Annotated in this window: 12 protein-coding genes; 3 read left to right on the top strand and 9 right to left on the bottom strand. The window is 55.9% G+C overall.

Annotation, left to right across the window (positions count from 1 at the left end; translation table 11 throughout):
• Positions 1-11: 11 nt before the first annotated feature.
• From ACP4QI_RS01270 to soxR, 4 genes are all read right to left on the bottom strand, one after another.
• Positions 12-1,658: a Na+/H+ antiporter gene (locus tag ACP4QI_RS01270; RefSeq protein WP_142487862.1), complete on the bottom strand. Its 1,647-nt coding sequence runs from the start codon at positions 1,656-1,658 to the stop codon at positions 12-14.
• Positions 1,659-1,809: 151 nt separating this feature from the next.
• Complete coding sequence (gene ghxP / locus ACP4QI_RS01265) at positions 1,810-3,159, bottom strand: guanine/hypoxanthine transporter GhxP (RefSeq protein ID WP_156262696.1); 1,350 nt, start codon at positions 3,157-3,159, stop codon at positions 1,810-1,812.
• Positions 3,160-3,457: 298 nt separating this feature from the next.
• The gene (locus ACP4QI_RS01260; RefSeq protein WP_231313286.1) at positions 3,458-4,129 is read right to left on the bottom strand and encodes a glutathione S-transferase family protein; all 672 of its coding nucleotides are present in this window, start codon (positions 4,127-4,129) and stop codon (positions 3,458-3,460) included.
• A gap of 275 nt (positions 4,130-4,404) precedes the next feature.
• Positions 4,405-4,863: a redox-sensitive transcriptional activator SoxR gene (gene soxR / locus ACP4QI_RS01255; RefSeq protein WP_142487859.1), complete on the bottom strand. Its 459-nt coding sequence runs from the start codon at positions 4,861-4,863 to the stop codon at positions 4,405-4,407.
• A gap of 98 nt (positions 4,864-4,961) precedes the next feature.
• On the opposite strand from soxR, the gene soxS reads away from it, so the two are divergent.
• Positions 4,962-5,288 carry a superoxide response transcriptional regulator SoxS gene (gene soxS, locus ACP4QI_RS01250; protein ID WP_039031951.1) on the top strand — a complete coding sequence of 109 codons (327 nt, stop codon included), beginning with the start codon at positions 4,962-4,964 and terminating at the stop codon, positions 5,286-5,288.
• On the opposite strand, the gene ACP4QI_RS01245 is transcribed toward soxS, so the two are convergent.
• Positions 5,285-6,871, bottom strand: a complete 1,587-nt coding sequence (locus ACP4QI_RS01245; protein WP_142487858.1) for an EAL domain-containing protein — start codon at positions 6,869-6,871, stop codon at positions 5,285-5,287. The genes soxS and ACP4QI_RS01245 overlap by 4 nt on opposite strands.
• Positions 6,872-7,209: 338 nt before the next feature.
• Positions 7,210-8,538, bottom strand: a complete 1,329-nt coding sequence (locus ACP4QI_RS01240) for a GGDEF domain-containing protein (RefSeq protein WP_426495402.1) — start codon at positions 8,536-8,538, stop codon at positions 7,210-7,212.
• Between the two features lie 611 nt (positions 8,539-9,149).
• Here ACP4QI_RS01240 and ACP4QI_RS01235 point away from each other — a divergent pair.
• On the top strand, positions 9,150-9,431 hold the full coding sequence (locus ACP4QI_RS01235; protein WP_106993942.1) for a YjcB family protein: 282 nt from the start codon (positions 9,150-9,152) through the stop codon (positions 9,429-9,431).
• Positions 9,432-9,495: 64 nt separating this feature from the next.
• Here the strand turns inward: ACP4QI_RS01235 and ssb1 are convergent, their stop codons facing one another.
• On the bottom strand, positions 9,496-10,026 hold the full coding sequence (ssb1, locus tag ACP4QI_RS01230) for a single-stranded DNA-binding protein SSB1 (protein WP_032615999.1): 531 nt from the start codon (positions 10,024-10,026) through the stop codon (positions 9,496-9,498).
• Positions 10,027-10,275: 249 nt separating this feature from the next.
• Here ssb1 and uvrA point away from each other — a divergent pair, with 249 nt between their 5' ends.
• Positions 10,276-13,098: an excinuclease ABC subunit UvrA gene (gene uvrA, locus ACP4QI_RS01225; protein ID WP_142487856.1), complete on the top strand. Its 2,823-nt coding sequence runs from the start codon at positions 10,276-10,278 to the stop codon at positions 13,096-13,098.
• 3 nt (positions 13,099-13,101) lie between these two features.
• Here the strand turns inward: uvrA and ACP4QI_RS01220 are convergent, their stop codons facing one another.
• Together ACP4QI_RS01220 and ACP4QI_RS01215 are read right to left on the bottom strand one after the other, a co-directional pair.
• Entirely contained in the window at positions 13,102-13,455 is a 354-nt protein-coding gene (locus tag ACP4QI_RS01220; protein WP_142490045.1) for an MmcQ/YjbR family DNA-binding protein, read from the bottom strand.
• Positions 13,456-13,457: 2 nt separating this feature from the next.
• Positions 13,458-13,874, bottom strand: coding sequence for a secondary thiamine-phosphate synthase enzyme YjbQ (locus ACP4QI_RS01215; RefSeq protein WP_142487855.1), 417 nt, complete (start codon positions 13,872-13,874; stop codon positions 13,458-13,460).
• Between the last annotated feature and the right edge of the window lie 52 nt (positions 13,875-13,926).

Below are 13,926 nucleotides of genomic sequence, written 5' to 3'. Positions count from 1 at the left end.
GCAATCAACGGCTACTGCTTCTCAATCAACAACGCTTCCATCAAATCGAGATCGTGCAGCAGCTTTTGCAGCGTCTCGTTGCTGATCTCCCGGGTGGCGCGCAGGTGATACAGCTCCGCGCGTTCAGAACGCAGCGCGGCCAGGCGGAAGCGGCGCTCGAGGTTCTCTTCCATCAGCGAGCTTTCCACGTCGTTGCGGCCATCCGCACGGCGACGCAAGTTACCAATTACTCGCGAACTCACCTCTTTCAGCAGCTGGTTATCGATGTTCTCTTCGGTATCCGCGGCCAGACGTTCCTCCATCTTCTGGATGGCGACAATGGCTACCTCCGCCGTTGCCGCCCGGGCGATACGCGCCTCTTTATGCTGCTGAACGTGATCGCCCACCTCCATGTGTTGCAGCAGGATCGGCAGCATCACCACGCCAACAAACAGTGAGAACAGAATCACCCCTGCGGCGAGGAACACCAGCTCGTAGCGGGCCGGGAAGACGTCGCCGGTCGGCAGCAGCAGCGGAATGGAGAGTACACCGGCAAGGGTGATGGCCCCACGCACCCCGGCGAAGGTGGAAATCAGCAGCTCACGGGTGGTCCAGGAGCCAAACTCCATCGGTTTCTTTTTCAGGAAACGCATGCTGAAGTTTTTCATCGTCCACAGCCAGCCAAAACGCACCAGCATCAGCGCGGCGTAAATCAGCACGATGTCGGTAAACAGCATCCAGGTTTCGACATTCGGATCGGCCTCGGCCGCCACCAGCGAGGACTCAAGGATGCCCGGCAGCTGGAGGCCCAACAGCAGGAACACCATGCCGTTAAAGACAAACTCCAGCATCGACCAGGTGCTGTTGGCGCGCAGGCGCATGGCCAGCGGAGCGCGGCGCATAACCCCGGCGCGGGTGATGGTCATCCCGGCCGCTACCGCCGCCAGAATGCCCGATACGCCGATGTGTTCCGCAATCAGGTAAGAGGCGAACGGCAGCAGGAACAGCAGCACGATCTGCGTGGCGGGCTCGTCGCCGCCCCAGCGGCTGAGGAAGCGCAGCGAACGACCGTACAGCCAGCTCACCACAAACCCCGCCAGAATACCGCCAATGGCCACTTTAAAGAATTCAACGGACGCCCCGCCGATGGTGAAGACCATGGTGCCCATCGCCACGGCGACGGCAAACTTCAGCGCCACCAGGCCGGAGGCGTCGTTCATCAGCGCCTCGCCCTGCAGGATGCCCATGATTTTTTTAGGAATGCGTCCTTCGCCAACGATCCCGGACAGCGCCACGGCATCGGTGGGCGACAGTACCGCCGCCAGCGCAAAGGCCGGTATCAGCGGGATCCCCGGCACCACCCAGTAGATGAGAAAACCAATCCCCACCACGGTGACCACCACCAGCGCCAGCGCCAGACCTAAGATCTCGCGCCCGTGTTCGAGAAACTCACGGGTCGGGGTTTTCCAGCCGTCGGCAAACAGCAGGGGCGGAATAAACAGCACCAGAAACAGTTCGGGATCAAACTCGACATGCAATCCGAACGTCGGCCACGCCAGCAGAGCACCGATGGCGATCTGCATCAGCGGCAGCGGTAACTGGAAGGGCAGTACGCGGGTAACTACCCCGGAGAGGGAGACCAAAAGGGTCATGATGAGTATTGTGAAAAAGATTTCCATGCGTTCCCTGTTTGCGAGATTTCTGTACGTTTACATCACTGGCATCTTGCCACAGTGTATCTCCCCCAGAGTAACGCATAAGGCAACAAGATGTGTTCCGAAAATAAAAACGGGCGGCCTGAGCCACCCGTCTTTTTACGCAGTTGACGGCTTAGATAGCCCAGCCGCCCGCGTAGAAGGCCACCAGCGCGACGGCAATCACCACCGTACCGATGTTCAGCTTACGCCATTCGCCGGAGACGATGCGGCCGATCACCAGCGATGCGAAACCGATCATGATGCCGGTCACGATGTTACAGGTCAGCACGATGAACACCGCGGTGATCAAACCGGCCATCGCGTCAACGAAGTCGGCAAAATCAATTTTCGCCACGTTGCTCAGCATCAGCAGGCCAACGTACATCAGCGCAGGCGCGGTCGCATACGCCGGAACCAGATACGACAGCGGAGCGAGGAACAGGATCAGCAGGAACAGCACGCCAATGGTAATCGCCGTCAGACCGGTTTTACCACCTGCCGCCGTACCCGCCGCAGATTCGATATACACCGCCGCCGGGGCTGCACCCACCAGACCGGAGAAGACGCTGCTCAGGGAGTCGGTGGTCAGCGCTTTGCCGCCATCGATAATCTGACCGTCTTTATCCAGCAGGTTCGCCTGGCCCGCTACCGCGCGGATGGTGCCGGTGGCGTCGAAGACCGCGGTCATCACCAGCGCCAGCACGCTTGGCAGCACAACCGGGTTCAGCGCGCCCATGATATCCAGACTGCCGATCAGGGAGTTGCCGTTTTCATCGCTCAGGGATGGCATGGCGAACACGCCGGAGAAGTGCACCGCGGGATCGAAAATCAGGCCCACAACAGAGACGCCAATGATGGTCAGCAGAATGCCGCCCGGCACTTTCAGTTTTTCCAGACCGATGATCACCGCCAGGCCAATCAGGGACATGATCACCGGGAAGCTGGCGAAATTACCCAGCGCAACCGGCAGACCGTCCAACGGGTTCTTGATCACAAGGCCAACGCCGTTGGCGGCAATCAGCAGCAGGAACAGGCCGATACCAATCCCGGTGCCGTGCGCAACGCCCTGCGGCAGGTTGCGGAGGATCCAGCTACGGATGCCGGTAGCGGAGATGATGGTAAACAGCACACCCATCAGGAACACGGCGCCCAGCGCAACCGGGACGCTGATCTGCTGGCCCAGCACCAGGCTGAATGCGGTAAAGGCAGTCAGGGAGATGGCGCAACCGATCGCCAGCGGCAGGTTGGCCCACAGCCCCATCACGATGGAGCCGACACCGGCCACCAGACAGGTGGCGACAAAGACCGCCGCCGGTGGGAAACCGGCTTTGCCCAGCATACCCGGCACCACGATCACGGAATAGACCATGGCCAGGAAGGTCGTCAGACCGGCAACGATCTCCTGACGCACGGTGCTGCCGCGAGCAGAAATTTTGAACATGGCGTCGAGTGAACCGCCGGTACGCGCAGATGGCGTAGACATAGAAAACATCCCCTGAAAATGATAATCGTCGTCGGTCAGCGTGATGGACACTCCACGACCAGCGAAACGTCATATCCCTGTGCTGCGTTTATGACAAAAAGGGGCGTCATAAAAAAAGCAAACGTTTAGCTTCGCGCTGACAAAACGGGTGTTGAATTAAAGGCAAACGATTATCCGTCCTGAAGATGGGCGTTTTCAACTTAACTTTGCCGTTTTTCGCTAATTTCCCTGCGCAGTGGTGAAGAAGTAGACAGAGTATGCGCAAACGTTATCGTGAATGCGCAATTTGATAACATTTTCAGGACTCGCCAGGGATTTCGAACGGACCGCCCTGCTGGATCGCCCGCTGCCAGGCGGGACGCATTTCGACATTTTTCTTCCACGTCTGCAGGTGAGGGAGATCCTTGATACCGCCACGTTCCAGCAGGGCAAATACCGGAAAGCTCATTTGGACATCCGCCATGCTGAGGCGATCCCCGGCAAACCAGCGGTGATCCTTAAGCCAGGATTCCAGAAAACGGGCGTGGGTTTCCAGCTGGCGGTTGAGATACGCTTTCTGCACCCCCTGCCCCAGCACTTTGCCCAGCGAGCGCAGGCCAAACGGGATCGGCGGTTTACCGAGGCTGGAGAAGACCAGCTTCATCAGCAGCAGCGGCATCAGGGAGCCTTCCGCGTAGTGCAGCCAGAATCGGTAGTGCAGTTTCAGCTCGCGATCCTGCGGCTTAAGCTGCGACCCGGGATCGTAGGTCTCCTGCAGGTATTCAAGAATAGCGCCCGACTCCGCCAGGATCAGACCGTTATCTTCCAGCACCGGAGATTTACCCAGCGGGTGGACTTTGCGCAACGCGGCGGGTGCCATCATGGTTTTATCGCGCTGATAGCGCTCAATCTGATAGGGCAGCGAGAGCTCTTCCAGCGCCCAGAGCACGCGCTGGGATCGGGACTGGTTGAGGTGGTGGACCTTAATCATGGTCATCTCCAGTTGGGCTTATCCACTAACTATAGAAAATTGCACAACCTGGCGAAAAAATTTCGCCGAGTTTTTGCTCAGTGACGCTGGCAAACCCGGGCCCCCGGCCTAGACTTAAATTGTCAGCACAAACCGGAACCTCCAAAGCATGCTCGACTGAGGGGTGTTGATGTCGGGGGAAACCCTCCTGTGAACCAGCGGGATAGAGAGAAAGACAAAGACCGGGAATAAACTAAAGCGCCCTGTTGTGGCGCTTTAGTTTTTTATGCGTCGGGCTAATCCTCTTCCAACAGCCGCGCGCCGGTGCCCTGCTCGCCCAGCTTATCGCCAGGGTTACGCAGCGGACAGTCGCTGCGCGACAGGCATCCGCAGCCAATGCAGCCGTCAAGCTCATCGCGCAGCGCCTCCAGGGTGTGGATGCGCCGATCCAGTTCGTCGCGCCACTGGGAGGAGAGCGCTTTCCACTCTTTCGCACTCAGGGTGTGCCCCTCCGGCAGGATACCGAACGCCTCGCCAATGGTGGCCAGCGGGATGCCGATACGTTGGGCAATCTTAATGATCGCCACGTAGCGCAGCACGTCGCGGGTATAACGGCGCTGATTGCCGGTGTTGCGGATGCTCTTAATTAACCCTTTGCTTTCATAGAAATGCAGCGCTGACACCGCCACGCCGCTGCGCCTGGCCACCTCGCCCGGGGTGAGCAGCGGTTTTATCCGCGGTAATTTCTTTTCCATAAAACCTCTTTACCTCAAGTTAACTTGAGGAATTATACTCGCCCGCAGACAAAACGACGAATTAACCGATACAGGTGTAACCAGAAAGAGGCTGCTCTATGTCGCATCAACAAATTATTCAGACACTTATTGAATGGATGGATGACCATATCGATCAACCCTTGAGTATCGATGTGGTGGCTAAAAAGTCGGGTTATTCGAAGTGGTACTTACAGAGGATGTTCCGCGCCGTTATGCACCAGACGCTCGGCGAGTACATTCGTCAACGCAGATTATTGCTGGCCGCCCAGGCGTTACGCACCACCCAGCGCCCTATTTTTGATATCGCCATGGATCTGGGTTATGTCTCCCAGCAGACGTTTTCCCGCGTATTCCGCCGCGAGTTTGATCGGACCCCCAGCGACTATCGTCATCAGCTGAATTAATGGCTGTGGGCGAGTGTTGCCGCGACAGGCTGTTGCTGCCAGGTCATGAAATCCTGCGGCGACATCGCCTTTGCAAAGTGCCAGCCCTGACAATACTGCACGCCGCGCTTGTTTAACCACGTGACCTGTTCCGCCGTTTCCACCCCTTCCGCGATGGTTTTTAAGCGCAGGCTTTGGGCCATTTCGATAATGTGCTCGACGATGAGATGGCTGGTGCTGTTGGTGGTCAGCGTATCAATAAAAGATTTATCGATTTTCAGGATATCCACGTTCAGCGAGTAGAGGTTGTGCAGGTTGGAATAGCCGGTACCAAAATCATCGATCGCCACTTCATATCCTGCCTGTCGAAACGCCTGAATCACCGGCGTCGTTTTCGGCACGTCGATAAACCCGCGCTCGGTCACTTCGATTTTGATTTGCTGGGCCCGGACGTTGTAGTGGCGGGCTTTATCGGAGATCATCGCAATCAGGCGTGAAGAGTGAAAGTCCGTGGCCGACAGGTTAATGGAGATATAGATATGTGGGTTGCAGGCCAGGAAAGGACCCAAATCGCTGAAGACTTCTTCCACCACGTAGTCGGTAATGCGCTCGCTCATGCCCTCTTTTTCTGCCAGCGGGATAAACTCTACCGGGCTCATCACCGGACCGTTAAACCCAGGCCATCGCAACAGTGCCTCTGCCCCGACACAAAGGTTGGTTTTAATATCGATAATCGGCTGGTAGTGCAGACAAAGCTGTCTTTTATTTAATGCCCGATGCAATAAGCGACCCGGGGAGTTAAATTCGCGTCGTGTTCTCGACCACATCAGTAAAATAATAATGCTGCTGATCATCCCCAGCGGCAGAGTTAATGTCGCCTGATGATAGAGCACTTCATAAAAGCGCTGGTTAGTCGTTGAAACAATAGCGGCAATCGGGCGCTTGTCCGAGCGAACAATAGTATAAAAGCGGCCTTCATTCTGGAACGCCAGATCGTTATCGCTAATCAGCGTTTTTAATTCATTCTGATTGGCCTGTTCGCTGACGGAGAAAAAGGCATTGGTTATCGTATCAAATACGCCCCATGCCAGAGAACGATCCGAAGACATCACTTCGCTATAGGTTAGCGGATTAACCACCACCACATAATGACCTAATTGCATATAAGTCATCTTATATCCCGCATAAAATGGGGTGTCGCGGTAATAATAGATAGAGACGTCAGGCTGGCGTTGGTAATTGGCGGCGGAAATAATATAGGGATTATCGGGGGTGCTCGTCGTTGAGCAGAGGAATTCACGCCCTTCAGCATAGAGCAGGTCGGCAATGTAAAGCCGGCCCCGGACGATATTTAACATATTTTGCCGATGTGCCGGCGTGCAAATATCACCCGAATACTGTTCAGCCGCCTGCCGGGCCAGATCCACCTGCTGAATGACCAGTTCAGTTTTGTCTAAAGCGAGTTGAGCAAAGGATCGAAGCTGACTACTTGTTTCGTTGACCGCGCGTTGCTGGGCAAACCATAGCGCAAGCATCACAGGTAGCAAAACTACCATGATAACCCCGACTATCCTCAGCACCTTGTCCCGTGCGCTACGATTCATTTCCGCCCTATATCCCTGCTTTTTATGTGCCTGTAATCATGAAGGCCGGATGCTTTGCTAAACAGGTGATTACGTTGCATGAATCATGCGAAGTTAGCAACTGACTTTTAACACCAATAACCTAATATTTGGTTATGCCGATAATATTTGTCCGTAAGCCAAACTGAAAGTATTCGTTTCCTGTTTATTAAGTAAAATAATTACCGGTGGCGAAAGCCAGGCTCCCGGATAACTCAACAGAATGTCGTCGATTAAGTCAAACTACCGACAGCGTCAAAAAAGCGCAACTTCATCATGAAATTTTGTGCTATTTATCCCATGATAATGATTAAAGTGATTTATAAATAATCAACCGCGACGATTGTTTTTCCTCTTCCCGCGCGTTTGGCATCATAAAGTGCCTTATCTGCGCTAATGAGTAGCGAGGAGGTATCGTGCTGTTCACCGCTTACCTCCACCACCCCCGCGCTAAAGGAGAGGATCAGCGTCCGGCTGCCAACGTTAAGCGGCGTCACGGACAGCGCCTTGCGAAGCCGGGTGGAGAGCTGCACCGCCGCGTCGCTGCGGCTCTTCGGCAGCAGCAGTAAAAACTCCTCTCCACCGACCCGGCCCAGCGCCGAACCGGGCGGGATCAGCGCCCGCAGGCAGTCGCAGAAGTGCACCAGCGCGGCATCCCCCACCAGGTGGCCCCACTGGTCATTAATCTGTTTAAAGAAATCCAGGTCAAACATCAGGACCGAGAAATGGCTGTCGACCTCCTGCCGCCGGCTGGCCTCCAGGGCAGCGGCAATCCGCTGCAGGATGGCAAAGCGATTTAAACAGCGCGTCAGATCGTCGGTCATGGCCTTCATCTCCAGCTGCCGCTCCGCTTTTTTACGGGCGGTGATATCGAGCCCGATATTGAGGATCGAGCCGTCCGGCAGGGCGATATTCGACCACAGGACCGTCAGCTGCGTACCGTCCCGGCGTACCGGGTGCCATTCATACATATCGTTCAACGGGGTGCTGTTCACCGACTCGTGCACCCGGCGTCGCATCTCCGGGTCAGGATAAAACAGCGCCAGCGGCTCGGCATGGGCGTTAATCTCCGCCATCGACCAGCCAAACACCTTTTCGCATTCGGCATTCCACAATACGCAGCGGCTATGCCTGTCGAAAGAGTTCATCAGCACCGGCGCCCGTTCAAACAGCGTTTTGTACTGGGCGATCATCCGCTGCATCTCTTTTGCCGTGCGTTCACGCGCGACAAGCCCGGTGACAAAATCCTTCAGCTTTTCTACCAGGATAATCACCACCTCTTTCAGCACGGTGATAGTGCTTTGCGGTTGCGTAAACCCCAGGAAGAAGTAACCGTGCTGATGCGGGGCCATTTGACACAGCACCCCGCACTGTAACTGGCGATGACCCGGATGCCCTGGAGGAAATATCAACGCACCCATATTCTCTTTCCAGCCGATGACCTGCCATGGACGGCGATGGCGTTGCAATAACAGGCTGGCAAGAAATGCATTAATTTCCAGCGGATGGCAGGTTAATTCCCCGGCACTGACAAACTGCGGCTGGCCCGTATCATCCTGCATCATCACCCAGCTAAGCTGGGCACCAAAGGTATGATTAATCGTCTCCAGCAGATCCGTTAAGGTGGCGTGGGACGATAATTTTGGCATTAATTTAGCTAATGCGTGCAGGGCTCGGGTACTGTCTTTAATATTCTCTCGATTTACTTGCGTCATTGTTTATTCGCAGCTCATTAACGAGACAGAAATACCGCAACGAATTAATCAGGAATAAAGTGATATTCAGTCAGCATACATTAATGCGACTCTCTTACTGGGATGCGTGTGTAAAAATAAAAGGACAAAGAATAATAAACAACAAAAAGCACAAGCCTGATTTATTTATTACGAACAGAGTAAGCAACGGAAAGAAGCATAATCTATAGCCCTGAGGCTGTAAATATTGTACATCAGCTGCCGCACTGTACATGTTTTCTTATCCCGATGAATTATCAGTAAAGTTGTCATAAATACACCGGTTAGCAGGCTAAATATATATTTTCGCTCGCAATAACCCTTCCAATAGAAAGGTTATATGAGGCCATTTTTATGCATTTGCCCAGTGGCGAATAAAAGAACAAACGTGATATAGTTCACATATCTTATGTAACAAGAAACATCGTTTCATTGTTGTGAGTCTGAGCCTGCCGATAGCCAGTTTGCCACAGCGTGTGGGCAACGTCGCGCTTTACCCGGCGGCGGTTATCTTTGAGGATCGTTTTATGGCAGCTATTACCACCGGTGTTGTGTTTGCACGCTGGGAGTTGTTGAGCGCAGTGCTGATGTTTCTGGCCAGCACGCTGAACATTCAATTTCGTAAATCGGATTACACCGCGCTGGCGGTGATCAGCACCTGTCTGGGTCTGGCGGCGGCATGCTGGTTCGCGACCGGCCTGCTGGGCATCACCCTGCTGGATGTGGCCGTTATCTGGAACAACGTTAAAGCGGTAATGGTCGAGGCGATGAGCCATACGCCACCAGACTGGCCAATGATGTACACCTAGTAGATATAAAAAAACCCAGACATCGTCTGGGTTTTTTGTTGTTACGAAAGGCAGGTTCTGATTATCAGAACGGGATATCATCGTCGAAATCCATTGGCGGTTCGTTGGACTGTGCCGGTGCAGACGGCTGCTGCTGCGGACGGGACTGTGCGCCGCCGCTGAACTGGTTGCCGCCCTGCGGCTGCTGAGGCTGACCCCAACCGCCCTGCTGCTGCTGGCCGCCACCTGCTGGTGCGCCACCGCCCTGACGGCCACCCAGCATCTGCATGGTGCCGCCAACGTTGACCACCACTTCGGTGGTGTATTTTTCTGCGCCGGACTGATCGGTCCATTTGCGGGTACGCAGCTGGCCTTCGATATAGACCTGGGAGCCTTTACGCAGATATTCACCGGCCACTTCGGCCAGTTTGCCAAACAGCACAACGCGGTGCCATTCGGTCTGCTCTTTCATCTCACCGGTCGCTTTATCACGCCAGGATTCGGAAGTAGCCAGCGTAATGTTGGCCACTGCACCACCACTCGGCATATAGCGTACTTCCGGGTCCTGGCCCAGATTACCGACGAGAATCACCTTGTTTACGCCTCTGCTGGCCATGATCGTGTCTCCTGAAAACTTGTCTGAATAGTGTAAGCGCGCGAGTGTACCATTTCCACGTGGTCTTCCGATAGTTGGGAAGCATCTTCCAGACTTCTCACGAAGGATACATTGTTGCACAAGTAATCAGAATTTGCATTCCAATACTGTATATCCAGCCAGGTCAATTTGTGTCATAATTAATCGTTTCTGCCGGTTGTCCTTCAAACAAACCAGGCATTCCGTGTATCTACCTACCGGGAAAGGTGAATGGATAAGATAGAAGTTCGGGGCGCCCGCACCCACAATCTCAAGAATATCAACCTCGTCATCCCTCGCGACAAACTGATCGTCGTGACCGGGCTTTCAGGCTCAGGCAAATCCTCACTGGCTTTCGACACCCTGTATGCCGAAGGGCAGCGTCGTTACGTTGAATCGCTCTCTGCATATGCGCGCCAGTTCCTGTCGCTGATGGAAAAACCGGACGTCGACCATATCGAAGGGTTGTCGCCAGCTATCTCCATTGAGCAGAAGTCGACTTCTCACAACCCGCGCTCCACCGTCGGGACCATCACCGAAATCCATGATTACCTGCGTCTGCTGTATGCCCGCGTGGGCGAGCCGCGCTGCCCGGACCACGATGTCCCGCTGGCGGCCCAGACCGTCAGCCAGATGGTGGATAACGTGCTGGCGCAGCCGGAAGGCAAACGCCTGATGCTGCTGGCGCCAATCATTAAAGAGCGCAAAGGCGAGCACACCAAAACGCTGGAAAACCTGGCCAGCCAGGGCTATATCCGCGCCCGTATCGACGGGGAAGTGTGCGATCTCTCCGATCCGCCGAAGCTGGAGCTGCAAAAGAAACACACCATCGAGGTCGTGATCGACCGCTTTAAGGTGCGTGATGACCTGACCCAGCGCCTGGCGGAGTCGTTCGAAACCGCGCTGGATCTCTCCGGCGGTACGGCCGTGGTGGCCGATATGGACGACCCGCAAGCGGAAGAGCTGCTCTTCTCTGCCAACTTCGCCTGCCCGGTGTGCGGCTACAGCATGCGCGAGCTGGAACCGCGCCTGTTCTCGTTCAACAACCCGGCTGGCGCCTGCCCAACCTGTGATGGCCTGGGCGTGCAGCAGTATTTCGATCCTGACCGGGTGATCCAGAACCCGGAACTGTCGCTGGCTGGCGGCGCGATCCGCGGCTGGGATAAGCGTAACTTCTACTACTTCCAGATGCTGAAGTCGCTGGCTGAACACTATAAATTCGACGTCGAAGCGCCGTGGGGCAGTCTGAGCCCAACCGTGCACAAAGTGATCCTGTTCGGTTCCGCTAAAGAGAACATCGAGTTTAAATACATGAACGATCGCGGCGATACCTCGGTGCGCCGTCATCCGTTTGAAGGCGTGCTGCACAACATGGAGCGCCGTTACAAAGAGACGGAATCCAGCGCGGTACGTGAAGAGCTGGCGAAGTTCATCAGCAACCGCTCCTGCGCCACCTGTGACGGTACCCGTCTGCGCCGCGAAGCGCGCCACGTGTATGTTGAGAACACGCCGCTGCCGACCATCTCAGACATGAGCATCGGCCATGCGATGGACTTCTTCAACAACCTGAAGCTCTCCGGTCAGCGGGCGCAAATCGCTGAGAAAGTGCTGAAAGAGATCGGCGATCGCCTCAAGTTCCTGGTCAACGTCGGTCTGAACTACCTCACTCTTTCCCGCTCGGCAGAGACCCTGTCCGGCGGTGAAGCCCAGCGTATCCGTCTGGCGAGCCAGATCGGCGCGGGCCTGGTGGGGGTGATGTACGTGCTGGATGAGCCGTCCATCGGCCTGCACCAGCGCGACAACGAACGTCTGCTCGGGACGCTGATCCATCTGCGTAACCTCGGCAACACGGTGATTGTGGTTGAGCACGATGAAGACGCGATCCGCGCGGCCGACCACGTGATCGACATCGGCCCCGGGGCCGGCGTCCACGGCGGCCAGGTGGTAGCGGAAGGCCCACTGGACGCCATTATGGCGGTACCAGAATCCCTGACCGGCCAGTATATGAGCGGCAAGCGCAAGATTGAAGTGCCGAAACAGCGCGTACCCGCCAACCCGGAAAAAGTGTTGAAGCTCACCGGGGCGCGCGGTAACAACCTGAAAGACGTGACCCTGACCCTGCCGGTCGGCCTGTTCACCTGTATCACGGGTGTCTCGGGTTCCGGTAAATCAACGCTGATTAACGACACCCTGTTCCCGATTGCTCAGACCCAGCTGAACGGGGCAACCCTTGCTGAACCGGCGCCGTATCGCGAGATCCACGGCCTGGAGCACTTCGACAAGGTGATCGATATCGACCAGAGCCCGATCGGCCGTACGCCGCGCTCGAACCCGGCCACCTATACCGGCGTGTTTACGCCGGTACGTGAACTCTTTGCCGGCGTGCCGGAATCGCGTTCGCGCGGCTATACGCCTGGACGTTTCAGCTTTAACGTCCGCGGTGGCCGCTGTGAAGCCTGTCAGGGCGATGGGGTGATCAAGGTCGAAATGCACTTCCTGCCGGATATCTACGTGCCGTGCGACCAGTGCAAAGGCAAACGCTATAACCGCGAAACGCTGGAGATTAAGTACAAAGGCAAGACCATCCACGAAGTGCTGGATATGACCATCGAAGAGGCCCGTGAGTTCTTTGATGCCGTTCCGGCGCTGGCGCGTAAGCTCCAGACCCTGATGGATGTCGGTCTGACCTACATTCGTCTGGGCCAGTCGGCAACCACCCTGTCGGGCGGCGAGGCGCAGCGCGTGAAGCTGGCGCGTGAGCTCTCCAAACGCGGCACCGGGCAGACGCTGTACATTCTGGATGAGCCGACCACCGGTCTGCACTTTGCCGATATCCAGCAGTTACTCGACGTGCTGCACCAGCTGCGCGATCAGGGCAACACTATCGTGGTGATTGAGCACAACCTGGACGTGATTAAAACCGCGGACTGGATTGTCGATCTCGGTCCGGAAGGCGGTAGCGGCGGCGGCGAAATCCTGGTTTCCGGCACCCCGGAAACCGTCGCGGAGTGCGAAGCCTCGCACACGGCCCGCTTCCTTAAACCACTTCTGTAGTCGTCACACTGACAGCTGCTGCCGGGTCATCTCCGGCAGCAGTTCCACCGCCTGCTTGTACGAGGCATCCACCAGATAGTAAATCTGCGAATCCGGTATCGACCCATCCAGATAGACCGTGCTCCAGTGCGCTTTATTCAGGTGCTTGCTGGGACGCACGTCGGTGTGCTGCTGGCGCAGCAAATCCGCCAGTTCCGGGCTGGTTTTTAGCGAGGCCGCCGGACGCCCCTCCACGTCTTTCACCATCGCAAACAGCACGTCTGCGACCTTGATCTGGGTGGCCTTCCAGTCACTGTGCACGCTTTGCTCCGCACCCGGCTTATTCATGCAGTACTGAAGTATCTCCGAAATGGTCATCATTATTCCCCTTGTAGCGTAGCGATAATTTTGCGCGAACCGCCATGGATACGGTGTTCTCCCAGCCAGATCCCCTGCCAGGTGCCGAGCTGCACGCGGCCGTGATTCACCGGCAGCAGCAAAGAGACGCCCAGCAAGGAGGATTTAATATGGGAAGGCATGTCGTCTGGCCCCTCATCATCATGTTCCCAGCGGGCATCGTCGGGAACGGTTTTGAGAAAATGCTGCTCCATATCGGAACGGACGGTGGGATCGCAATTCTCGTTGAGGGTGAGGGAGGCTGACGTGTGTTGCAGCAACAGATGCAGTAAACCGACGTTAATGCGGGGAAGATCGCGGATCTGTCCGAGGACCTCGTCCGTCACCAGATGAAAACCACGAGACCTGGCGCGCAGGGTCAGGGTTTGCTGATACCACATGTGCTGCTCCGTTTTACAGGATAATCCTTCTAAGTGTGCAGCAATACGACGA

Source organism: Leclercia sp. TB492, assembly GCF_049974505.2.
GTDB lineage: Bacteria > Pseudomonadota > Gammaproteobacteria > Enterobacterales > Enterobacteriaceae > Enterobacter > Enterobacter adecarboxylatus_C.
Note: the sequence above shows the minus strand (reverse complement) of the source record. Positions and strands in the feature narration are given on the sequence as shown.